The 24576-nt window shown below is 54.7% G+C and carries 18 protein-coding genes; 10 read left to right on the top strand and 8 right to left on the bottom strand.

Translation table 11 applies throughout. From position 1 onward, the window contains the following. Positions 1 to 53: 53 nt before the first annotated feature. Together CUC44_RS10100 and CUC44_RS10095 are read right to left on the bottom strand one after the other, a co-directional pair. A complete protein-coding gene (locus CUC44_RS10100; protein ID WP_100859838.1) occupies positions 54 to 1673 on the bottom strand; it encodes an ABC transporter substrate-binding protein in 1620 nt (539 codons plus the stop codon). 280 nt (positions 1674 to 1953) lie between these two features. Next, positions 1954 to 2589 (bottom strand): YchE family NAAT transporter, encoded by a 636-nt coding sequence (locus tag CUC44_RS10095; protein WP_100859837.1) that lies wholly within the window; start codon positions 2587 to 2589, stop codon positions 1954 to 1956. Positions 2590 to 3702: 1113 nt separating this feature from the next. Here CUC44_RS10095 and adhE point away from each other — a divergent pair. From adhE to CUC44_RS10080, 3 genes are all read left to right on the top strand, one after another. Next, positions 3703 to 6378, top strand: coding sequence for a bifunctional acetaldehyde-CoA/alcohol dehydrogenase (adhE, locus tag CUC44_RS10090; RefSeq protein WP_100859836.1), 2676 nt, complete (start codon positions 3703 to 3705; stop codon positions 6376 to 6378). Between the two features lie 110 nt (positions 6379 to 6488). Continuing rightward, positions 6489 to 7721: an HD-GYP domain-containing protein gene (locus CUC44_RS10085; RefSeq protein WP_100859835.1), complete on the top strand. Its 1233-nt coding sequence runs from the start codon at positions 6489 to 6491 to the stop codon at positions 7719 to 7721. Positions 7722 to 7995: 274 nt separating this feature from the next. Beyond that, positions 7996 to 8838 carry a BstA C-terminal domain-containing protein gene (locus CUC44_RS10080; RefSeq protein ID WP_100859834.1) on the top strand — a complete coding sequence of 281 codons (843 nt, stop codon included), beginning with the start codon at positions 7996 to 7998 and terminating at the stop codon, positions 8836 to 8838. A 182-nt stretch (positions 8839 to 9020) separates the two neighbouring features. Here the strand turns inward: CUC44_RS10080 and maoP are convergent, their stop codons facing one another. Continuing rightward, positions 9021 to 9503, bottom strand: coding sequence for a DUF413 domain-containing protein (maoP, locus tag CUC44_RS10075; RefSeq protein ID WP_100859833.1), 483 nt, complete (start codon positions 9501 to 9503; stop codon positions 9021 to 9023). A gap of 247 nt (positions 9504 to 9750) precedes the next feature. After that, the gene (locus CUC44_RS10070) at positions 9751 to 10326 is read right to left on the bottom strand and encodes a recombinase family protein (protein WP_100859832.1); all 576 of its coding nucleotides are present in this window, start codon (positions 10324 to 10326) and stop codon (positions 9751 to 9753) included. Positions 10327 to 11588: 1262 nt separating this feature from the next. On the opposite strand from CUC44_RS10070, the gene CUC44_RS10060 reads away from it, so the two are divergent. After that, positions 11589 to 11870 (top strand): hypothetical protein, encoded by a 282-nt coding sequence (locus tag CUC44_RS10060; RefSeq protein WP_100859830.1) that lies wholly within the window; start codon positions 11589 to 11591, stop codon positions 11868 to 11870. 120 nt (positions 11871 to 11990) lie between these two features. Here the strand turns inward: CUC44_RS10060 and CUC44_RS10055 are convergent, their stop codons facing one another. The 3 genes from CUC44_RS10055 to CUC44_RS10045 all read right to left on the bottom strand — a co-directional run bounded on the left by CUC44_RS10055 (position 11991) and on the right by CUC44_RS10045 (position 14841). Beyond that, entirely contained in the window at positions 11991 to 12257 is a 267-nt protein-coding gene (locus tag CUC44_RS10055; protein ID WP_100859829.1) for a hypothetical protein, read from the bottom strand. Between the two features lie 474 nt (positions 12258 to 12731). Beyond that, the gene (locus CUC44_RS10050) at positions 12732 to 13205 is read right to left on the bottom strand and encodes a hypothetical protein (protein WP_157812767.1); all 474 of its coding nucleotides are present in this window, start codon (positions 13203 to 13205) and stop codon (positions 12732 to 12734) included. Between the two features lie 61 nt (positions 13206 to 13266). Continuing rightward, complete coding sequence (locus CUC44_RS10045) at positions 13267 to 14841, bottom strand: DUF6538 domain-containing protein (RefSeq protein WP_157812766.1); 1575 nt, start codon at positions 14839 to 14841, stop codon at positions 13267 to 13269. 438 nt (positions 14842 to 15279) lie between these two features. On the opposite strand from CUC44_RS10045, the gene CUC44_RS10040 reads away from it, so the two are divergent. From CUC44_RS10040 to CUC44_RS10030, 3 genes are all read left to right on the top strand, one after another. Continuing rightward, positions 15280 to 16971, top strand: coding sequence for a sensor histidine kinase (locus tag CUC44_RS10040; protein WP_100859826.1), 1692 nt, complete (start codon positions 15280 to 15282; stop codon positions 16969 to 16971). After that, positions 16968 to 17672 carry a two-component system response regulator BtsR gene (gene btsR, locus CUC44_RS10035; protein WP_100859825.1) on the top strand — a complete coding sequence of 235 codons (705 nt, stop codon included), beginning with the start codon at positions 16968 to 16970 and terminating at the stop codon, positions 17670 to 17672. Before CUC44_RS10040 ends, btsR begins: the two co-directional genes overlap by 4 nt. A 162-nt stretch (positions 17673 to 17834) precedes the next feature. Beyond that, on the top strand, positions 17835 to 19256 hold the full coding sequence (locus CUC44_RS10030; RefSeq protein ID WP_100859824.1) for a carbon starvation CstA family protein: 1422 nt from the start codon (positions 17835 to 17837) through the stop codon (positions 19254 to 19256). A 78-nt stretch (positions 19257 to 19334) separates the two neighbouring features. On the opposite strand, the gene CUC44_RS10025 is transcribed toward CUC44_RS10030, so the two are convergent. Next, entirely contained in the window at positions 19335 to 20981 is a 1647-nt protein-coding gene (locus CUC44_RS10025) for a mechanosensitive ion channel family protein (RefSeq protein ID WP_244166757.1), read from the bottom strand. Between the two features lie 225 nt (positions 20982 to 21206). Between CUC44_RS10025 and CUC44_RS10020 the strand changes: the two genes are divergently transcribed. From CUC44_RS10020 to radD, 3 genes are all read left to right on the top strand, one after another. Beyond that, entirely contained in the window at positions 21207 to 21539 is a 333-nt protein-coding gene (locus CUC44_RS10020; protein WP_100859823.1) for a DUF3302 domain-containing protein, read from the top strand. A 10-nt stretch (positions 21540 to 21549) separates the two neighbouring features. Further along, complete coding sequence (locus tag CUC44_RS10015) at positions 21550 to 22587, top strand: HlyD family secretion protein (protein ID WP_100859822.1); 1038 nt, start codon at positions 21550 to 21552, stop codon at positions 22585 to 22587. A gap of 157 nt (positions 22588 to 22744) precedes the next feature. Further along, on the top strand, positions 22745 to 24505 hold the full coding sequence (gene radD / locus CUC44_RS10010; RefSeq protein WP_100859821.1) for a DNA repair helicase RadD: 1761 nt from the start codon (positions 22745 to 22747) through the stop codon (positions 24503 to 24505). Positions 24506 to 24576: the final 71 nt, after the last annotated feature.

Genomic DNA, 24576 nt, shown 5'->3' with positions numbered 1-24576 from the left:
TTTAAAGGCCCGCCATCCGGCGGGCCTGCTTGTTATGCGACTTGTTACTTTACTCAGTGAGCAATGATGTACATGTCTTTGCTGTAGAGGTTATCCAGCGGGTTGGCCGGGTAGCCGCCCACATAGGGTTTGACCATACGGGAGGTCACGTACTGGTAGATGGGGGCAATCGGCATGTCCTTGGCCAGGATGTCTTCGGCCTGGACATACAGCTTGTTACGCGCATCCGAATCGACCTGGTTGCGTGACTCGCTCATCAGCTTGTCAAATTCAGGGTTGGAGTACTTGCCGTCGTTATTGCCGTGAGTGGTCTGCATCAGATCCAGCATGGAAGAGGCTTCGTTGTAGTCCGCGATCCAGCCGGCGCGACCCACGTCAAAATCACCCTGCTTCTTGGTTTCCAGGTAAGTTTTCCACTCCTGGTTCACCAGGCTCACCTGCACGCCGAGCTTCTTCCACATGGAGGCGACAGCAACAGCCACCTTCTTGTGGTTGTCGTCTGTGTTGTAGAGCAGTTCGAACTTGAGCGGCTTGCCCGGGCCGAAACCGGCTTCGGTCAGCAGCTCTTTGGCCTTGGCATCACGCTCTGCCTGGGTCAGCTTGGACCAGGCCGGTGCAACCGGCTTGAAGCCGTCAACAAAATCAGGGACCAGGGTATAACCCGGGGTTTCACCCTTGCCCATCACCTTGTCGGCGATCACGTTGCGATCGATGGCATAGGAGAGCGCGGTACGCACTCGCACGTCGTCAAACGGCTTGTGCTTGAAGTTGTACTGGTAGTAGTAGGTACCCACGTAGCCGCTGACCTGCACCTCTTTTGGCAGCTCTTTCTTCATCTGCTTGAAGCGCTCGATGGGCATGTTGTAGGTGAGGTCCACTTCACCGGCCAGGTAGCGGTTCAACTCGGCGTTGGTGGACTGGATGGGCAAGTAGGTCACCTTGTTGATGACGGTCTTGGCGTTGTTCCAGTAGTTGGGGTTGCGCTCGACGTCGACGCGCTCGTTGACCACCCAGTCTTTCAGCTGATAGGCACCGTTGGATACCATGTTGCCGGGCTGGGTCCACTTGTCACCAAACTTCTCGATCACCTTCTTCGGCACCGGGTAGGTGGTGGTGTGAGAGAGCATGCTGACGAAATAGGGAACGGCCTTCTCCAGTTGCACCTCGAAGGTGTAGTCGTCCACCGCCTTCACACCCAGGGTGTCGGACGGCTTCTTGCCAGCGATGATCTCGGTGGCGTTGACTATGGTAGGGATTTCCATGTACCAGGAGTAAGGAGAGGCAGTCTTGGGATCCACCGCGCGCTTGAAGGCGAACTCGAAATCATGGGCGGTCACCGGATCCCCGTTGGACCACTTGGCATCTTTGCGCAGGTGGAACACGAAGTGTTTGTTGTCCTTGGTTTCCCAGGACTCGGCCACGCCAGGCAGGGTTTCACCCTTGGGGCCGGAAGAGACGAGACCTTCGAACAGGTCACGCAAGATATTGGATTCCACCGTTCCTTCGGTTTTATGCGGATCCAATGTGGCAGGCTCGGAGCCGTTGCCTTTCACCAGTTGCTGAACATCGGCCAGCTTGGTGCCGGCGGGGACATCGGCAGCTTGCGCCGCGCTCATCCCACCAAACAATGCTGCCACCAAGAGGGTATTAATAATTGTTTTTTTATGAGTCATTTCCATACTCCAACAAGAACATTCCATGCATTTGTCCATCCGCGAGATAAACATCTCGCAGCCAGCATAATTCCCTGTGATTTCTGATAATGCAATAGATATCGTCAGGGGAACCGCTTCGTAATGGTTAAAAAAACAGCTTTAAACCCATTTATCAGCATTTAAATACAATGTGACGGGCGTTTTTTGTACAAAGCCGCTCGATTCTAGGAAATGACTAACAAAAAAGAAACAATAAAAAGCCGGTCACGAGGACCGGCTACAGCAAAGCAGACCTGAATCACATCAATCCGGGAAAGACACCCTTGATGCCCGCCACCATGATCTCGATACCGAGGGACATCATGATAAGCCCCATGATCCGGGTCACCACGTTGATGCCTGTGTTGCCCATCAGCTTGAACAGCAAGGGGGCGGCGCGGAAGATGAGCCAGGAGCAGTAGGCAAACGCCATCACCACCAGGAACATGCCGAACAGCTGGGGCAGGGTCTTCTGGCTGGCGTAGACGATAGAGGAAGAGATGGCGCCAGGGCCCGCCATCAGCGGCAGGGCCAGGGGCACCACGGCAATGGATTCACGCGCCGCCAGTTCGCCCTTCTCCTGTTTGTTGTGCTTCACCTCCCCCAGCTTGCCTTGCAGCATGGACCAGGCGATCAAGGTGATGAGCGAGCCACCTGCGATGCGAAACGAGGCGAGCGAGATGCCAAAGCCATCCAGGATCAGCTGCCCCATGCACATGGAGACCATCAGGATGACCATCACGGCGATGTGGGCCGTGGTGTTGGTCTTGCGCCGCTCGTCCGGCTGCATGTGGCCGGTCAGGCTGACGAACACAGGCAACAAACCCAAGGGGTTAATGATCGCAAACAGGCCAACGAAAAATTTCAGGTATAAAGAGAAGTCAATTGCTGCCATAAGCGCCATCCAGAACCAAATCGGGCCACGGGGGCCATCCCCATCAAACTGTGCGTAAATTTACACCATGACTTTTCCCTTCACCAATCAAATAATCTCACCCTTTCCGTGGCTTTTCAGTTAGTTCCTCTAATGGATCGACAAATGGCAACATATCGAGTTGTTAATAACCAGTCGGGTAAATTAACATATTGATGCACCTCGCTAGCGCGTTATTCTGCCCATAGCGATTCCTGCGATATTTCCCTTCACCAAAATGCCCTTTCATGGATGGGAACGGGAGGCCATAACAAGGTATTCACTATCTGTGGCTGGCCCGCGCCCGGAGTCCCTGCCGCGTAACCTGGCCCCTGCCCTTTCTTACTTTGTCTTCTCTTGCTGATGGCCTGCCGCTGCTCCTGTCATCTCTGCCAAGCCCCATATTCTTGATGACTTGCCGCTGTCTCCGCCATTTCTGCCAAGACCTCATCTTCCTGACGCTTGCCGCTGCTCATAAAGATGGAGGCTGGTCGCAGCTGCCGAACCCCATGATGGGAAGGTGACTCCTCCTTACTACCCAGATGCCAGCCTTGTTAGTCGCTAACGTTGCCGGGCTGCCGAAAACGTTACGGCATCAAACGATGCCAACTCTCGTCATCGCGGCCCCAACGCTGATGGGGGACGGCAGTTTTGAATAAAAAGAACACGATTTTTCCCCTCTCTACTGTGGGGAAAGGCCTTGTACTAGGGGCTGGCGACCCATTCAGGAGGCTGTCCATCCCACTATGTGGGTCAGACTCAGCTTGGGACCTCGTCGGCAATTAATCGATAACCACATGAAATATAAATAATAAAATAAGCTGAAAGCACGACTGAGTGCCCGGACCTCGGATGTGGACCGCCGCCAGCCACTGCTGCCCTACATCTGTGAAACAAAATTTCTTTTGTTCTTTTGTTACATATGATCCAGATCAAGTTTTTCTGGCGCAACCCCGCTCATAATCGAGTCAGAAAGCAGTTTACTAAGACATGTAAATACCCCGTTATGGTGATTCTATCCTTGACAGGGCGGCTATAATTGCCGGGCATTGCCAAGGTCTTACTAAACAGTTTTCAAATCATCAGGAGATAAACATGGCAGTAACCAATTTGGCTGAACTGGATGCACTGGTTGCCCGCGTCAAAGAAGCACAGCGTGAATTCGCCAGCTTCTCGCAAGAGCAGGTAGACAAGGTTTTCCGTGCCGCCGCCCTGGCCGCCAGCAACGCCCGTATCCCCCTGGCCCAGATGGCCGTGGCCGAATCCGGTATGGGTATCATCGAAGACAAGGTTATCAAGAACCACTTCGCCTCCGAATACATCTATAACGCTTATAAAGATGAGAAGACCTGCGGCATCCTGAGCCAGGACGACGAGATGGGCACCATCACCATCGCCGAGCCGGTAGGCATCATCTGCGGTATCGTTCCGACCACCAACCCGACTTCTACCGCCATCTTCAAGGCCCTCATCTCCCTGAAGACCCGTAACGCCATCATCTTCTCCCCGCACCCCCGCGCCAAGAACTCCACCAATACCGCTGCCAAGCTGGTACTGGATGCCGCCATTGCCGCCGGTGCGCCGAAGAATATCATCGGCTGGATCGATCAACCGTCCGTTGAGCTGTCCAACGCGCTGATGAAGCACGACGACATCAACCTGATCCTGGCCACCGGTGGCCCGGGCATGGTGAAAGCCGCTTACTCCTCAGGCAAGCCTGCCATCGGTGTGGGTGCCGGTAACGTGCCCATCGTCATCGACGAAACCGCCGATGTGAAGCGCGCCGTGGCCTCCATCCTGATGTCCAAGACCTTCGATAACGGCGTTGTCTGTGCGTCCGAGCAGGCGGTCATCGTGGTTGACTCCATCTACAACCAGGTCAAAGAGCGTTTCGCGACCCACGCCGGCTACATTCTGTCCAAGGACGAAGCCGACAAGGTACGTAAAGTGCTGCTGATCAACGGCGCCCTGAACGCCGACATCGTGGGCCAGCCCGCGACCAAGATCGCCGCCATGGCAGGCGTGACCGTACCGGCTACCACCAAGATCCTCATCGGTGAAGGTCTGGAGCTGTGCGCGGAAGACGAGTTCGCTCACGAGAAGCTCTCCCCGACCCTGGGTATGTTCCGTGCCAAGAACTTCGAAGAAGCCGTCGAAATGGCCTGTGACATGGTCAACATCGGTGGTATCGGCCACACCTCAGGTCTGTACACCGACCAGGATCGCAACGCCGACCGCATCAAGTACTTCGGCGACAAGATGAAGACCGCCCGTATCCTGATCAACACCCCGTCCACTCAGGGTGGTATCGGTGACCTGTACAACTTCGCGCTCGCCCCGTCTCTGACTTTGGGTTGCGGCTCCTGGAGTGGTAACTCCATCTCCGAGAACGTAGGTCCCAAGCACTTGATCAACAAGAAGACAGTCGCAAAACGGGCAGAAAATATGCTGTGGCACAAACTTCCGAAATCCATCTACTTCCGTCGTGGCTCCCTGCCGATTGCTCTCGGCGATCTGGAAGGCAAGAAGCGCGCCCTGGTTGTGACCGACCGTTTCCTGTTCAACAACGGCTATGCCGACGAAGTGGTGCGTCTGCTCAAGAAGCTGAACATGGAAGTGGAAGTGTTCTACGAAGTAGAAGCCGACCCGACTCTGTCCGTGGTACGCAAGGGCGCCGAGATGGCAAACTCCTTCAAGCCGGACGTGATTGTCGCCCTCGGCGGTGGTTCACCCATGGATGCGGCCAAGATCATGTGGGTCATGTACGAGCACCCGGACACTGCGTTCGAAGACCTCGCCATGCGCTTCATGGACATCCGCAAGCGTATCTACAAGTTCCCGAAAATGGGCGTGAAGGCCGAACTGGTCTGTATCACCACCACGTCCGGTACCGGTTCTGAAGTGACTCCGTTCGCGGTCGTGACCGACGACGCCACCGGCATGAAGTACCCGCTGGCCGACTACGAGCTGACCCCGAACATGGCCATCGTCGACGCCAACCTGGTCATGGGCATGCCCAAGTCCCTGTGTGCCTTCGGTGGTATCGATGCGGTCACCCACGCCATGGAAGCCTATGTTTCCGTACTGGCCAACGAGTACTCCGACGGTCAGGCGCTGCAAGCCCTGAAACTGCTGAAGGAATACCTGCCGTCCAGCTACCAGAATGGTGCCAACGACCCGGTTGCCCGCGAGAAGGTGCACAATGCGGCCACCATCGCCGGTATCGCGTTTGCCAACGCCTTCCTGGGTGTCTGCCACTCCATGGCGCACAAGCTGGGTGCAGAGTTCCACATCCCGCACGGCCTGGCCAACGCCCTGCTGATCAGCAACGTCATCCGCTACAACGCGAACGACAACCCGACCAAGCAGACTGCGTTCTCCCAGTACGACCGTCCGCAGGCTCGTCGTCGTTACGCCGAAGTGGCTGACCACCTGGGTCTGACCGCGGCAAGCGACCGTACCGCGGCCAAGATCGAGAAGCTGCTGACCTGGTTGGATGAGCTCAAAGCCACCCTGGGCATCCCGGCCTCCATCCGCGAAGCCGGTGTGAACGAGGCTGACTTCCTGGCCAAGGTTGACCAGCTGGCCCTGGAAGCCTTCGATGACCAGTGCACCGGCGCCAACCCGCGCTACCCGCTGATCACCGAGCTCAAAGCCATACTGATGGACACCTACTATGGCCGTCCCTTCACCGAGGAAGCACCTGCCGCCGCGCCGGTTGCCGCCAAAGCTGAAGCCAAGGTAGACAGCAAGAAAAAATCCAAGGCCTGATAACCAGCCCTGATGTCAAAAGCCCGCGCAGATGCGCGGGCTTTTTTATTTGTCTATCTGCTTAATTTTGCTAGCTTGTTGGTAGGCAAACACGACACAAGAGCGAGTCTATGGCGCTGATCCAAGCCTCCATCGAGCAATTAAGAGTCGGTCATTACATTCATCTCCCCACGGGATGGACCAGCCACCCTTTCATGTTCAATGCCTTCAAGATCCGCGACCAGCAACAACTCGACATCCTCCGCCACCTCGATCTCACACTATTGATGGTGGATCCGGCTCGCAGCGATCTGCCCCTCGAGCCCCTGCTCCATGCCGAACCCGAGCCCTCGCACCCGGCTCACCCCGCCCAAGACGAACAACTCCCCGAACTCGCGTTATTCGACGAGAAGGCATTTCGCCGCTCCCTGCGCGCCGCCGACAAGGCATTCGGCCAGTCCATGTCCGAACTACGCGACGCCTTGGGCGCCCTCAATCTCAAGCCGGACGAGGGGCTGGCCAACACGGCGCAGATTGTGCGTAACGCAGCCGCCCGCCTCGCCGCCCATCAGGGGCCGCTCGGGCTGCACCTGATCCGCAGCCAGCACACGGATATCTTGCTGCAGCACAGCCTGAACGTGGCCTTCATCGCCATGCTGATGGCCCGTGAGCTGGGCATGAGCCCCATCGAAATTGAGGAGGCTGGCCTTTCCGGCCTGCTGCACGACATAGGCGAGCTCAGGATCCCGAGCCAGATCACCCAGAAACGGGGGGAGCTTAGCAAGGCCGAACTCAACTTCCTCAACATGCACCCTCAATACGGGCTGGAGATGCTCAATCAGCTGCAGGCGTTCGAGCCCAGGATCCGCGAGGTTGCCCACCTGCACCACGAACGGCTCGACGGCAGCGGCTATCCGCTGGGCATCAAGGGCGGTGAGATCCCGCCCCTCGCCCGTCTCATCGGTCTGGTGGATTACTATGACGAGCTGCTGCACCCGCGCAGCAGCACCAACCCGGCGGCGCCGAGCCAGGCCATAGGTCAGCTCTACAAGTTGTCCCAGAAGAAATTCGATCAAGATCTGGTCAGATTGTTGATAAAGGTGCTGGGAGTCTATCCGCCCGGCTCCCTGGTGCGTCTGGACGATGACTCGGTGGCGCTGGTCCTCTCCACCGAGCCCACCATGCCCCTCAAACCCAAGGTGCAGCCCTACAGCAAGGCGCAGCGCCCGGAAGGGGTGCCCATGATCGATCTGCGGGAAGATGAGAGGAGCATTACGGCCTGCATCAAGCAGGAGGAGCTGGACGAAGGGCAGCGGCTGTTTTTCAACCTGACCCGGCGCTTCTGTTACTATTTCGCCTTCTGAGTTATCCCCAGAAGCTGGTGAAATGTTAAAGGCGGTTCATAACGCAACCCGCATGAACACTAGCGCCTTTCTTTGCGTCTGGCAACGTTAGGTACAAGACTAGGTACACCCTACCCCACCTACTGCTCCAGTAGTGCCAATACGAATCGGTAAGGCCACTATCGCATCCCATACCCCAGCAAAAGTAATCTGCCGTAATCCGTGATGTGGGGACCAAAAAACAACCACTCTAATGTTATAATCACTACTCAATCAGTAGCAGGAAAGGGAATAAATGCGCGAACAGATGACGATGCCTCTGGTACCAGTTAAACACCAGTCGGAGGCTGATGGATTTGAAATGGGTGTTATGAGTGATGGCACCCCTTACCTGACAGCAAGCGGATTAGCGTTCGTCTGCGGTACTGCTCGCAGTAACATCATCACACTAGTTAGTGATTGGCAGAACCAGCGCTTTTTGCCTCGCGGCCAAGCTATAAGCCAAATCATCCAGCGCAGTGGTGGAGACCCAACAGGGGACTTACATCGTGCAATCAAGGTAAGAGGTATTACTCAACATGCCATCTCAGCAGATTACTGCATGGCTATCCTTGAGTATTACGCATTCGAAAGCCGCTCAGACGCTGATGTGGCGAGAGAGAACTACAGAAACCTAGCTACCCAGTCATTAAAAGAGTTTATTTATAGACGAACTGGCTACAAGGCGACTGGAGCACTACCTGCCCACCTTGCGCGATACACAAGGAACAGAGGCAAGATTCCTTATACCCATTTTTCAATGCTGAATGAGATTACCCTTAACTTAATCGCGCCCTTAGAAGAGGCTGGTTATACCCTGCCTGAGAATTTAGTGCCCGACATTTCTGAGGGAAAGCTTTTCTGTAAATGGCTGAGAGAAAACAAAGGTATAGAACCTAACAACTTCCCAATGTATGACCACGAATATCCCGATGGCAGAGTTGTTCAGGCCAAGTTATATCCGGTCGAGCTTTTGGATGATTTCCGCAGGCATTTCCATGAGGTATGGCTAGTCGAGAAAGCAGGGAAATACTTCGGAGATAGAGACTCGTTAGCCTTGGAGTATGTTGAAAGCTTAAGGCTGCCATCGCCACACTAGCCGATAAAATGTTGGCACAACTCTGGTTTAAACGCTGCTGTAGCTTAGGGGCCTATCCGGCCCCATCACAACATCAAAGTGTGAAGTCATGCCTCTTTTCGCTTACAGATAATTAAAAGACCTACCAGCCGCCCCTTGATGACTAACCAAGTTATGATATTTCTGATGGCAAGAAGAAAATGTTACTCAACACTCCCTCTATAAATTGAAAGGACCCGCACCTTAGTATTGTCTAATTGTAAAAGCTCACGCTCACATTTCATTTGGTTTTGTATCTTCTTCTTTTCATCATCAGAGAATGAAAACTTACTGAAATTATCCACTATTGCTTGTAGTTGCTCATATGACAGAATCCCTTTGCTCACCATACCCATTATTTTCTTTGTTTCAGACTGCTTGTGCATATTTACTGAATGAACATATTTAACCCAGAGAGTTTCGAGGGCACTAATAGGCACTTCAATCTCCTTGGTCACATCAATAAATCGTTGCTGTTCTTGGGTGTAGGGTTGAAGTAATCCGGAAGCTAGAGCCTGCATCCAGGCACCATATTTCTCTAGCTGTTCTTTTTCCTTCCTTGAAAACCCAATAAGTTTCACATCAGCATGAAATACCTTCTTTAGTTCCCAGCGATGGGCGAGCACTAAATGCAAGGGTTTATCCATAATTTTCACCCTAGATTAATGGATGATTCTCAATGCTTCATTCGATAGATGAAAAAATTGGCAGAGTCAATATAATTCTTTAAACACTCAGCAGCATCCCCTCCCAGAATCAACAAACGACTAATTAGGGGTACCAGTCCAAAGCTCCCTCACACAACCCCCAGAGATGACCAACCACCCGCCCAAACTGACTAGTTGCCCCAGCAGAGCCAGACAGTAAAGACCATTAACACGGCCCATGCCTTATTCATACAATCTTGTTCCAGTGACGCTTAACAGTGATGACTGTAACCCCCAACCTCTCAGCCACTTTACTCTGAGAGAAACCTCCCGCCTTCAGCTCCTGCACTTTCTTGGTGGTTTCTACAGCCTCGGGACGTCCTAGTTTCTTCCCTTCTGCCTTGGCACGTTCAAGGCCAGCTTGTGTACGCTCTGCAATACGGGACTTTTCGAACTCAGCAAAAGCAGTGAACATCTGCAACACCAGTTGCCCTTCTGCACTCGAAAGGTCATTGCTAGGTAAGTCCAAAGAAACCACCTTGATGCCTTGCGCCATGAGGGACTTGATAGTGGTTTGGACGTCAATGTTATCTCTTCCAAGACGGTCAATTTTGGTGACTACTAACGTGTCCCCAGTCTCCAACTTGTGGTTAACAAGGCTGACGAACTCAGGGCGAGCCATGGCAGCTACCCCACCACTGACAACCTCACTGATAAAGCGATTATCCGGTACTTTGTAGCCACGGGCTTCAGCTTCGATACGTTGATTGCTGGTGGTCTGGTCTTCGGTACTTACACGGGCATAAACAAAAGTACGGGACATGATGGGAACCCTTTAGGTATCTTTTAATGGTATCATTAACATGCTCTGGTATCTTTTATGTCAAGGTCTATTTTGATGACACCAAAAGCAGATACCCTCAAGTGGTATCCCAAAACGAACGATTGATGATACCAGTCCACCAGCTAAGACACTTACCTATGAGACCGTTCTGAAAGCCTCCGTGGTAGCAACGTGACAAACCCCTCCTAGTATCGCATAGGAAGCTCTGTGCGCCATTTCGTGTTGATTTGGCTGCGTAGGTATTAGCAATCGATGGGAATTCAACACAGGAGGCCACAGGAGCCTTTCTGCACAGCTATAGAAGGGTGATTACCCAGCAGGAGATTCTGGATTCTTTCCAGAGGGGGTGCTAGTAGGTGCCAAGCACCTAGACACTTAATCGGGGGTTATGTGTGACATATTCACGCACTTCCTAGCAGAAAATCACATAAAGTCAAAAATTAAATATTCATACAAAACAACACTTTGCCATCGGCATAGTTGTTTGGTTATTGACAAACGTGAATTTATATGCTATAAATATATTGTGAAGTATGATTTTAGGAGTAACTATATTAGTGCTTTGCTTGATTCTACTAGATTGTTAAAAACACTTAACAGAACACATGAAGTAAAGCTAGTAAACCAAAGCAAGCAAAATGATTTATTCGAATCACTATTTCTTGTTCTTCTTTATGTTAATGCTTCTTTCGTTAAACATTATAAAATTCCATAAGGCACTTACAAAGTACCTATCTCTATTTTCTTCTGTCTACTTCTTTATTACAAGATGCCTACAAGGAACCTATTATAAAGAAGAAATGAACCCAGATAGGGTGAACAGATAAAGGAACCCATACTCCCCTGTAAGTTCACTACCAACTAGATTCTAGTGAATTTACAAGGCAGTCATTAAGCCTTTCGGTGATACTTCCGTTATCACCATCGTAACAGCGTATATCTTACTCCTTTATACCTCATAGAGGGCCCTACTTCGGGCTCTTTATTTTTATCTATTTCCATCACATTTATTAATATGGACATATCCATATGGAAGAATTCCAAACCTACGATGTACCAATGAGCAGTGAATTAGCCATCCCGACAGCCAAGCGATTGGTTGCCAGATTCTACAGTACGAACAGTTTGCTACAACACCTACCAGCGTTCCTGAAGACCTACACAGTCGACCTCTCCGTAGGTAACAGTTCCGTTCGAGGGATTACAACCGTCAGTTTCGCTATCAAGAAGGGGAAAGGGGGATGAATCTAACCGATATTGTTTATCAAGGATTGCGAGATATTCACCGACAAGAATCTAGGGTGCAAAGGCTCTGCGGTCAGTTGCTAGACCTTCACAAGGCCAGATTGGAAGAAGTGATTACTCTCAAGAGTGACGCTAACTCCAACGTGTCTCTGTGGGGGCTGGAGCAGGCCCTGTCAAAAAAGGGGCTAACCATGAGTGATGTAACAGACCAAGAAGAGGGTGTCATATCTAAGCAACTCCTAGAGCGGTACAACATTCACCTGAGCAAGGGGTATTGATAATGATCTACCAACTACCTTGTGAGATATGTTTAAAGCTCTTCACCGCAACTAGATATGACGCTAAAACTTGTTCCTGCCGATGCCGAAAGAGGAAGCAGATTCAAAAACACAAGGGTGTCATTTGTAAACACATCCATATTCGTGATTGAACACTTTGACAACCTTCTTCAGCTCCAATTTGCAGTAAGTTTCTTCATCCCTTTTGGTTTCTGTCACTACATACTCAGGGCACATATCCCTCGCAGCAGTCAAAGAGGTCAGGGTGTTGTTCTTCAGGGTGATAACCTTCTCGACCCCTTCACCAAAAGAGCAGTAGTGGCTTGTTTTCCCTTCGTTTGCTTCGACAGCTCCAACCACCAGCAGAGCAGACCAGATTACAACCATAATTCGACTCATGACGACCCTTGTAACGATTTCCAATCAATCCTAGTGGGGCTGGCTACTGCGCATCTCGAAAGCCCTTGCAGCGCATCCTACAGGAACTGGGTGACAAAGGAGGGCTGGATTGATACAGCACCCCCAACCCCTTCAAAACCTTGTCAAACCTCTCCCCGTGCAGCCAATCCCGAGAAAAGGCCAAAGAACAATTAAGTACAATTAAATCATTGTTTTTAAAAGATTTCTGTTCATTAAAAACAATGGTGTTACTTGTTTGCTATACGTCCCGCACCACAGGTAACTTTGGCTTTCCCAAGCCCTGCCATTGGTGCTAATGGTTTTGATTATCCTCTTTACCCCTCCTGCAACGGCCTGCTACCACCAACCACCAACCACCAACCACCAACGCTATATCGGCCCACCCGCACGACTGCAAATCCCTCGCCCATCAGAACCCCCTAATCAGGATTGTATTGGCTATTATTTGCCCATGAGCTCTTTCATATTTTTTTCATACTCAATTTTGGCTTGCTCCCTAATCTTCTCCATTTCAACTGCAACCTGCCTGTCAAATTCAGCTTGTTCAGCTTGAGTCAAACTTACATCTTCTTGAGAAGAATTTAATATTTTTTGCATTTCAATCTGAGCTATGAACATGAAGGAGCCTGGAGGCGCCTCCCAGATAACGTTATTGCCATCGGCAGTAACCGAAATTATCACTTCATGCGCCTTACCATTAAGTACAACCGATGCAGCTCCTTTGTATTTTTTATCTTGTTCGTGAATCAGCGTGACCTTTTCGGCCTTCAGTCCATAAGATTTAAACTGCTCATTTGTATCAAATTGTTGCTGCATTGAATTGCGCACAGTCTCACTCAACGCATCAATTGACGGACCACAACCAGACATAAATAAACTCACAACCAGCAACGATAAAATTCCAATAAACTTCATACCAACCATCCCTCATTAAATTAACTAACCAATCATATCCTTAGCACCTTAAAAACCCATATCAATCATAATGAACTTTATCAATCGCTTCTTTCAGTACGGATATATTATATGTCAGGTACACTTTATCACCCGCACTCCCGCTGGATTCGTGACCCATCAAAGCATCCTCGATTCTTGAGTCCTTAATCGTAGTAGCCGCCTGCGATTTGAAAGAGTGCCTGAAAGAGTGGAAGGTTCTGTTGTAATCATTGATATCTGAATCTGGGATACCAAGACTCTCGCGCCAACGAGGGAAGTAGTTACTAACGTGACTTGTGAGCATCGGTTTTTCCAGAGCATTCAAAAGGCCATAATCTAACAACTTCTTGTGTATGGGGATATTTCTAATCGCAGCTTTGGTCTTTCCATGCTTGATTCGGTAGTATTTAACACTTGAATCTTCCAAAAGCTCCGCCTTGGCATCATGGGACATTATCTTTTTGATATCACCAAGTCGTGCACCTGTATAGATAGCAAGAAGAATGACCCATTTTTTCCATGGTTCCTTCTGCGCCAATGCAAAAGCTTCAAACTGTCTAACCTCTTCGTTAGAGAACTTGGTGCGGGTATCAGATTCTTTAAATTTGAAACTAAATCCAATGGCTGGATTCGTGGCGATACCAGCATCCTCATCTTCATCCACTAACCACTCGAAGAAGTCTTTGATTGCCTTATGGAATCGCATCAGGGTATTCCCCCCTATTTCATGCTCTTCCGGTATATCACCATTAACTATCAGTGTGTAAACATCCTCTATCGGTATACGCTTATACGCAGACCCCGCCTTCTCGCAGGTAAACCTTGTATCAGGTCTGGATTCATAGAAGCCCAACATCCCCTTCACCATCTTTGAAGTTACCTCCTCGACGGGAATGTCACCCAGCCTCAACATCATCCATTTGAAATCACCGTTCCAATCGCTCAGCACTTTTTGGGCATCTTCCTCCCTTTTGCCCTTGACCCATTTTTCCTGATTGGCTTCAACGAATTTTGTCCAAGCTTGCGACAACAAGTAAGCTGGTTTTGCCTCATTGACTTCTTCAAGCATTTCTTCCAGAAGCCTTCTGCCTTCCCTGAGCTGTTCCCTATGAGTACCAGTAATCATCTTCTTGATGCGCATGTCCAACAAGAAGGAATAGAGCTCTTCAAAAAGCATGTGCTGCTTCTTGTTCGAGTAGTCCGGTCTCACGTCAGTGAACCAAAAATCATCGTCTGTGCTTCTGGCTGCACCACCCTCAATCAAGCCCTCTATGGCTCCCAACTGACCGATATGGGCAGCCAGATACGGGTCTACCGTACCTGTATCCGGTTCGTACTGGTAACGACCATGAAGGGCGATGTTGTCAAAATCGGTAAGTTCCTCAAAGAGTTCCTGCAAAACATGAGTTGTCGTGTTCCTTGGATTCATCGCTTTTAATTTTTTTATCAATGGCCATTTACCCATGACTTTATCACGGGATTCACTCAGGGAGTCAGTCCCAAGTGACTTCACAACCTCTCTTCTTGCGGTTAAATGTTGGACAGACTTTGGAACCGTCACCTTGAGGTAATAGGTCTGGTTTCGTCTGATAAGGTATGAGCTTTGGGAACGCATTTAGGTACAATCCTCGGTACAAGGAGCCATCATGCGTTATGAAGAACACCGCAAAGCCTTATGGCCTCAGCACTGCTAGGGTAAAACTTATCCCCAGAAGCTGGGGATAACTCATTGGACAAACCTGAATAATTACCAGAACCCCCTCGAAACCGTCCGCTATTGAGGCTGGATAAAAAACGCCCAGCCAGGGGCTGGGCGGAGCATGCCACCTCCGTGTGGCGTATCCAGCGGATACATTCATGCACCCACCAGCAATATCAAGCCAGGGTCAGTTACACAAATATCAATTTAACGTACTGATTTTATATGGTTTTAATTTTCCATTCTGGCAAACTGCCTCCCGCAACCCGGCCCTGGCACCAGGCGAAACAAGATCCTGATCACAAAACGTCGTGTCGGCGTCACCGTTGGTGTGGTTTTAAAGGAACGTTTTTTATGCAGTTAGTCCTCTCCCTGCTCCAGCAGATGAGCGTCAGCCTGGTCATCGCTTATTTGTTTTCCAAGAGCCCGCTGCTGCGCCCCCTCGCCAACTACTCGGTCCGGCTGCCCCACAAGATCCTGATATACGTCATCTTCTCCTGCTTCTGCATCCTCGGCACTTATGTGGGACTCGATATCGATGACGCCATCGCCAACACCCGCGCCGTCGGCGCCGTGCTGGGAGGCCTGCTGGGAGGACCGCTGGTCGGGTTTCTAGTGGGCCTGACCGGCGGCCTGCATCGCTATACCCTGGGTGGCTTTACCGATCTCGCCTGCGCCATCTCCACCACCTGCGAGGGGCTGCTGGGGGGTCTGGTGCACTGGCGGTTGATGCGGGCCAACCGGGTGGAAGATCTGTTCAAACCGAGAATTGCCTTCTTCACCACCCTCTATGCCGAGATATTACAGATGCTCATCATACTGCTGGTCGCTAATCCGTTTGAGCATGCCCTGCAACTGGTGCGTACCATAGCCACCCCCATGATCCTGGCCAACTCCTGCGGCGCGGCCCTCTTCATCAGCATGATCCGAGACCAGCAACAGATGTACGAGAAGTTCTCCCGGGTCTTCTCTGCCAAGGCGCTCACCATCGCCAATCGCACCGTCGGCATCATGACCCAGGGCTTCACCCGTGATGCGAGCCAGAAGATTGCTCACATAGTGCAGGAGGAGACAGGGGTCGGCGCCGTCGCCATCACGGACACCGACAAGATCCTCGCCTTCATCGGCACGGGTGAGGAGCACCACAAGCCGGGTACCCCCATCACCTCCGCCATCACGCTGCAAGCCATCGCCCAGAACAAGGTGCTGTTTGCCGACGGCAACCGCCAGCCCTATCGCTGCAGCATCTCCCCCTCCTGCCAGCTCGGCTCCGTGCTGGTGATCCCGCTGCAGGGGGACAAGGGCGTCATCGGTACCATCAAGCTCTATGAGCCCAAGAAACGGCTGTTTCTCAAGATCAACCACACGCTGGGGGAAGGGATCGCCAACCTGTTGTCACAGCAGTTGCTGAGCGGGCAACTGGAGCAGCAGCAGCGGCTGCTGGTGCAGTCTGAGCTCAAACTGATCCAGGCCCAGATCAACCCCCACTTCCTGTTCAACACCCTCAACACCATCAGCGCCATCACGAGGCGAGACCCGGAGCGGGCCCGCCAGCTGCTGCTGCACCTCTCCCGCTTCTTTCGCAAGAACCTCAAGCGCCAAGACGATCTCGCCACCCTGCAAGAAGAACTTGAGCACTGCCAATCCTATCTGGAGATTGAGCAGGCCCGTTTCGGTGAGCGGCTGACCGTGGTCAACGAGATACAGCCCCATCTGGGCGCACTGACGCTGCCAAGCTTCACCCTCCAGCCCCTCATCGAAAATGCCATCAAGCACGGCATCTGCTCCCTGCTGGAACAGGGCCAAATCCGCCTCTTCGCCGAGGAGACGGCGGATCGGGTCATCCTGTGCGTGGAAGACAACGCCGGCGCCTGGCAGGCGGGCAATGCCGGGGACGGGCTCGGTCTTGGCATAGTGGACAAGCGCCTCAAGAGCGCCTTTGGCGACGCCTTCGGCATCCAGGTCGCGTGCGAGCCTGAGCAGTGGACCCGAGTCAGCTTCACCCTTCCCAAGCCGCCCGCGCACCCTTTCAAGGAGACAAGATGATCCGCATCCTCATCGTCGATGATGAACCCTATGCCCGCGAGGAGCTGGCCGAGCTGCTCGCCCCCAAGCCCGACATCAAGATCCTGGGCTTGGCCGCCAACGCCATCGAGGCGCTTCCCCTCATCCAGACCCTCAAGCCGGATGTGGTGTTTCTCGACATCCAGATGCCCAAGCTCAGTGGCATGGCGCTAGTCGCCATGCTGGACCCCCTGCCCCGCATCGTGTTTGTCACCGCGTTCGATGATTACGCCATCCAGGCGTTCGAGGAGAACGCCTTCGACTACCTGCTCAAACCGGTGGAGCCCGTCCGTCTTGCCAAGACGCTGAGTAGGCTGAGGCACGATCTCAGCCCGCAGCCCGTGACCATGCTGGCCCCCAGCATTCGCCACATTCCCGGTTATCTGCACAATCGGGTGCGGCTGCTGCCCATCGAGCAGGTGGAATTTGCCTTCTCGGATCTCGGCGGCGTGCATGTCGCCTGCCAGGGTGAGCAGTTCCACACCCAGCTCACCTTGAAGTCCCTGGAAGAGAAGACCCCGCTGCTGCGCTGCCACCGTCAGTATCTGGTGGCGCCCGAAGCCATCTTCGAGATCCAGCTGCTGGAGAACCAGCTGGCCCAGATAGTCACCCCGAGTGGCGCCAGGGTGCCGGTCAGCCGCCGCTATCTCAAGGCGCTCAAGGACGAGTTGGGTCTGGAATAGGCGACCCTGTAGGCACCAGAGAGAGGGGGACTGTGCGCAGGATCACACCCCATCGCCGCTCGCACCGCCATGGCGCCGCTCACGGCCTTTACCTGCCGTTAACAGGAGACACCCCCTAGACTCGCCGCGCACACCAAAAAATAACAATGCTGGAGCGTAGCAATGATCTGGTTCTTCCTCTGTGTCGGCCTGCTGGTGGCAGGCTATTTCACCTACGGTAAATTCATCGAGCGGCTGTTTGGCCCCAAACCCGAGCTGGCGACCCCCGCCATCACCATGGCCGACGGCGTCGACTATGTACCCATGTCGGACAAGAAGGTCTACCTGGTGCAGTTGCTCAACATCGCCGGGGTCGGCCCCATCTTCGGCCCCATCTTGGGCGCCCTCTACGGCCCGGTCGCCATGCTCTGGATAGTGTTTGGCTGCATCTTCGCAGGCGCGGTCCACGACTACTTCTCCGGCATGCTGTCGGTGCGCGCCAAGGGCGCCTCGGTACCGACCGTGGTCGGTGAGCACCTCGGCAGTGCCGCCAAGCACTTCATGAACCTGTTCGCCGTGGTATTGCTGATGCTGGTGGGCGTGGTATTCGTGCTGAGCCCGGCGGGTCTGCTGGCCAGCCTCACCACCACAGATCTGGTCTACTGGATAGCGGCGATTTTTGCCTACTATATTCTGGCCACCATAGTCCCCATCGATAAGATCATCGGCCGCTTCTACCCCATCTTCGGCGCCCTGCTGGTGTTCATGTCGGTCGGCCTCATCATTGGCCTCATGGTCTCCGGCAAGGGCTTCTACAACACAGGAATGGATTTTTCCAACCTGCACCCAACCGAGCTGCCGCTCTGGCCGCTGTTGTTCATCACCATCGCCTGCGGCGCCGTCTCGGGCTTCCACGCCACTCAATCCCCGCTGATGGCGCGCTGCATGCAAAACGAGAAGTCCGGCCGCTTCATCTTCTACGGGGCCATGATAGGGGAAGGCATCATAGCCCTCATCTGGTGCACCCTGGGTCTCTCCTTCTACGACAGCACCGAAGCGCTCAACGCCACTCTGGCGAGCGGCGGCCCGGCGGCCGTGGTACACGAGGTATCCACCAGCCTGCTCGGCACCGTCGGTGGCATATTGGCCATCCTGGGTGTGGTGATCCTGCCCATCACCTCGGGTGACACCGCGTTTCGCAGCGCCCGCCTCATCATCGCGGACTTCCTGAAGCTGACCCAGAAGCCCATGGCCAAGCGCCTGCTCATCGCCATCCCCATGTTTGTGCTCGGCTTCATCATCTCCAAGGCCGACTTCGACGTGATCTGGCGCTACTTCGGCTGGGCCAACCAGACCACGGCCGTCATCATGCTGTGGGCCGCCGCCGCCTACCTCATCAAGGAGGGCAAGCTGCACTGGGTCTGCACCATTCCCGCCATCTTCATGACCGCCGTGGTGATCACCTACCTGGCCAATGCCCCCATCGGCTTCGGTCTCGCCATGGACGTATCCACCATCATAGGGCTGGTGGCCACGGCCCTCATCACCCTGGCCTTCCTCGTCAAGTTCAGGCCCTCCCGGCTCAGCGCCGCCAAGGAGAGCTGATCCCGTCGCACTTCTCCCATAACAAGAGGCCCGGCATTGCTGCCGGGCCTCTTCGTTTTCAATGATCTGTCCACACCGCTATTCCTGCTTGCCTCCGTCTGCCTCCCCCCTGGGGGTCTCTGCGGGAGCCTGATACCAGTGCGCCTTCGCCACCAGCACCGCCTGATCCGGCTGGGCGATGAAGTTGGGAGACATGATCTGCACCCCGAACTCGTTGAACACATCCTGGATATGACCGTGCAGCTCGGTTTTGACCGGCGCCGGCAGCAGATCCCCCTTCATGCGCACCTGCAGCTCATATTCCACATACCAGTCCTGCAGGTTGAGCTGACGCACCAGAGGCGGCTCTGTCTGGTTGATGAGTTGGCAGCGCCGCGCCGCCAGCTCCAGCATGGCGTGAACCTGACGCCAGGGAGTATCGTAACCTATGGTGACCTTGGTCAGCAGGGCGACTCCCTTCTCCCCCGCCAGCCGGGTGAGGTTGGTGACCCGGCCGCCGACGACCACCGCATTGGGCAGGGTCACCTCGTGATCCTGGCGCGTCACCAGCTTGGTAGAGAGAGCATTGAGCTCGGTCACCATGCCTTCGACATCGCCTATCTGCACCAGATCGCCGGGCCGCAAGGCGCGGGAGTAGATGAGCACCAGGCCGCTCATGGCATGGTTCATGATGCCGGCCGAGCCCAGGGTCACCATCAGGCCGAAGAAGACGCTGATCCCCTTGAACGCATCGGAATCCGCCCCCGGCAGATAGGGGTAGGCCACGGTCAGGGCAAACAGCCAGATCACCACCGAGAGCAGCCGCCGGGTGGCGCCTATGGTCTCTGCGTGCACCCCTTGTACCCGCAGCTGACCGTTTTCGATGCGATCGAACAGTATGGCCAGCATCTTGATGAAGAAGCGGGTGATGATGACGATCAGCATCACTGTCACCAGACCCGGCATGGCCGCTATGATGCCCTCCAGCATGTCGCCACACAGATCGAACAGGGAGTCCCCGAGCCGCTCGCTCCAGGCCCGGGTCTGGGGGAAGAGCCCAAGCACATAGGTGAGCCAGCCATAGGTGAGCATGAAGATGAGCAGCAACACCAGCAAGCTCAGCAGTCTGGCCTCCACATTGCCCGCCAGCTGGCGCCATTGATGGGGAATGAGCCCCTTTTGCTGCAGCAGACGATTGGCGAGCCACTTCTTGACGCGTCTCAATCCCTTTTGCAGCAGCCAGACCAGGGCGAAGAACAGCAAACTGACCAGTAGCGTCTTGCCGACGGCCTTGAGCAAGTAAGGGGTCGAGTGCAACTCAAGATACTTGGTGCGCACCCCGTCCAGCCGGGCTCGCACTCGCTCGGCGGCCTGATCCAGAGTCAGCTCGTCGAACTCGTCCAGATCCCCGGCCAAGAGCACCAGGATACGCTTGCCATTGACCAGGAATTCCCGGCTGTCCTGACCGTGCCGCGTGCCCTGCTGTACCGTCACCGGCGGTATCAGATCGGAGACCTCCATGGCCTGGATCCGCTCATGGGCCAGCCGCACCCGGGCCGCCCCATCCAGGCTGCCATATTTGGCCTGCAACATGACGATGGGTTCGTGCAGCAGGATCAGGGTCTGGGCCTTCTCCTGCGCTGTGGGCTCCATTCTGGGCTCTGCCGCCCAGCCCGGAGGGGTCAGCGACAGGCAGATCAACAGGGATCCCGCCAGCCAAATCCGCATCCTGCTCAGTCTCTTCATGAGGCGCTCATCTCCCTGACCCATGGCATCCAAATCTCTTTTCCTGCTTGATTTTATAGAAGGAATTTCAACTTGTGTGATTAATGAGCATCCAATGAACCGTGCCTGTACCGGAATATCAACTCCCCTGTTGCACTCTTGCACTGAGCGAATATGCTGTCATCATGGCCGATGCCCTGCTTCGACGACACAGGGCGTTTTTCGCGACTTAGCTGGGAGAAATCGATGGTACTTGACTACATTGCCCTGGGCATTCTGGTGTTCGTCGTCTTGGTCATGTTCTACGGGATCATCGTCATTCACGATATTCCCTATGAAATCGCCAAGCACCGTAACCACCCGCACCAGGACGCCATTCACGTAGCAGGCTGGGTGAGTCTGTTCACCTTGCACGTGCTCTGGCCTTTCCTCTGGATCTGGGCCACCGTCTATCGACCGGATCGCGGCTGGGGCTTCAATCATCGTCTGGACAAGGACGAAGACGAGATCAAGACGCTCAAGCAGGAACTGGCCGCATTGCAAGCCCGTATGAACACGCTCGAACAGACCGACAAATAGGTAATCATTCATGGACTTGCTACTGATACTCACCTATACCGCCATCTGTATAGGCATTTTCAAGATCTTCAAAATCCCGCTCAACAAGTGGACCGTGCCCACCGCCGTGCTCGGTGGCGTCTTCATCATAGGGGCGCTCATCACCCTGATGAACTACAACCACCCCTATTCCGAGCTGGCACGCAACTACTACGTCTCCACTCCCATAGTGCCGCTGGTCAAGGGTCGTGTCACCGAGGTGCCGGTCAAACCGAACCAGCAGGTCAAGAAGGGCGATGTGCTGTTTCGCCTCGATGCCGTGCCCTTCCAGGAGAAAGTCGCCAGCCTGACCGCGCGGCTCGCCTCCAACACGGATTTCCTCAAAGCCCTGGATGCCAGATTGCGCTCCGCCAGTCTGGACCGGGATCGCGCCCTTGAACTGGTGCGTCGTGGCATCGGCAAACAGCGTGATCTCGACGTGACCCAGGCCAATGTGGACGACATCGTCGCCCAGATAGACCAACAGAAGGCGGTGCTGGATGACATCAATGCCCAGCTCAACATCGCCAAATACGAGCTGGATCAGACAGTGGTCTATGCCCCAAGCGATGGCCACGTGGTACAGCTGGCGCTGCGCCCGGGCATGATAGCGGCTCCCTTCATGTATCGCCCCGTGATGACCTTCATCCACGAGGATGCCAACTCCTACGTCGGCTGGTTCTGGCAAAACAGCATGCAGCGCCTGAAAGCCGGTGATGAGGCCGAGGTGGTGCTGGACGGCATCCCGGGCCGCATCTTCAAGGCCAAGGTGCAGTCGGTGATCCCTGCCATGGCGCCGGGTAACATCCAGGCCCAGGCCGGTCTCATCGACCAGACCACGGCCCAGGTACCGGGACGCCTGCCCATCATCCTCGAGATAACGGACCCCGAGTGGGCCAAGTATCAGGTGATCGCGGGCTCAAGCGGCCAGGCCGCCATCTACACGGAACACGTTCACCATGTGGCCATCATGCGTAAGATCCTGATGCGCATGGGTAGCTGGCTCAACTACCTGTTCCCCTTCCACTAAGAACCCCATGACAACGGGCCGGCATCTGCCGGCCCTTTTATTTGCAAAGAAAACCGCCCCCGGATTTGCCCACCTCTCCAGCCCCTGCTTCCCCTCACGCTGCATTTTGATGGCAAGATCCCTATAATGGCGCCACCTTGCACCAGTTCGCCTCCTCATGTTCGTTCTCAGACCCTATCAGACCGATGCCGTCAACGCCGTCATCCAGCACTTTCGCCGCCACCCGGATCCCGCCGTGGTGGTGCTGCCCACTGGTGCCGGCAAGAGCCTGGTCATCGCAGAACTCGCCCGCAAGGCCCGTGGCCGGGTGCTGGTGCTGGCCCACGTCAAGGAGCTGGTGGAGCAGAACCACGCCAAGTACGAAGCCTGGGGGCTCAAGGCCGACATCTTCGCCGCCGGGCTGGATCGCAAGGAGGCCAAGGCGCAGGTGGTGTTCGGCTCGGTACAATCCGTGGCCCGCAACCTGACGGCCTTCGATGGCGCCTTCTCCCTGCTCATCATCGACGAGTGTCATCGCGTCTCCCTTGAGGATGACAGCCAGTACCATCAGGTGATCGCCCATCTCAAGGCCGGCAATCCGGCCCTCAAGATCCTCGGCCTCACCGCCACCCCTTATCGGCTCGGGCTTGGCTGGATTTACCGCCGTCACTATCACGGCATGGTGAAGAGCCATGGAGAGCGATTATTCGGGGATTGCGTGTTCGAGCTGCCCCTGCGCTTCATGGTGAAAAACGGCTACCTGACGCCACCGCGCCTGGTCGATGCCCCCATAGTCCACTACGATTTCAGCAAGCTCGTTCCCCGCGAGAACGGCCTGTTCAGCGAGACGGATCTCAATGGCGAGCTCAAGCGCCAGCAACGGGTTACCCCCCATATCATCAGCCAGGTGCTGGACTATGCCCGCGAGCGGCAAGGGGTGATGATCTTCGCCGCCACCGTCGAGCACGCCCGGGAAATTCATGGCCTGCTGGGCGCCAAAGGGGAGAAAGCGGCCCTTATCACGGGGGAGACACCGGGGCCGGAGCGTGATGCCCTCATCCACGCCTTCAAGGAGCAGGAACTCAAGTTCCTAGTCAACGTGGCGGTACTCACCACCGGCTTTGACGCCCCCCACGTGGATCTCATCGTGATGCTCAGACCCACAGAATCGGTGTCGCTCTATCAGCAGATCGTCGGTCGGGGCCTTCGCCTCTCTCCTGGGAAAGAAGATTGTCTGGTGCTCGACTATGCGGGCAACAACTTCAACCTGTTCGCCCCCGAGGTCGGCGAGCCCAGGCCCCACGCCGGCACCGAGCCGGTACAGGTGCCCTGCCCCGCCTGCGGCTTTGCCAACACCTTCTGGGGCAAGACAGACGAGGATGGCAAGGTCATCGAGCACTATGGCCGTCGCTGTCAGGGGCTGTTCGAGGATGACGAAGGCAACCGCGAGGAGTGCGATTACCGCTTTCGCGCCAAGATCTGTCCCGCCTGCGGGGGCGAGAACGACATCGCCGCCCGTCGCTGCCAGGCCTGCGATCAGCTGCTGGTGGATCCGGACGACAAGCTCAAAGAAGCCCTCAATCTCAAGGACTGCATGGTGATCCGCTGCGCCGGTCTCACCCTTGCCAGCGGCCGTGGCAAACAGGGGGTGCGGCTGGAGGTGACCTACCACGATGAGGACGGCCTGACCCTGGTGGAATACTTCGGCTTTCACTCGAGCGGTGCACGAAGCTTGTTTCAACAACGCTTTGTGCGTCATCATTGGCCCGCCCCGGGCCTTGAGCCCGAATTCACCACCCTGGAGAGCGTGCTGGCCGAGGGCCACCAATTCCGCCACCCGGACTTCGTCATCGCCCGCAAATCCGGGCGCTTCTGGCAGGTGAAGGAGAAAATTTTTGACTATCAGGGCCGCTATCGCACCGCCGAAACCCTCGGCTGACGGCACCCTGGCAGGTGAATACACCCATTTTGAGTATCAAGGTTGGCATACCCTGCCGGCCTTTTCGTCTA

Source organism: Aeromonas lusitana (assembly GCF_002812985.1).
Lineage (GTDB): Bacteria > Pseudomonadota > Gammaproteobacteria > Enterobacterales > Aeromonadaceae > Aeromonas > Aeromonas lusitana.
This window is presented reverse-complemented; position numbering and strand designations above follow the sequence as displayed.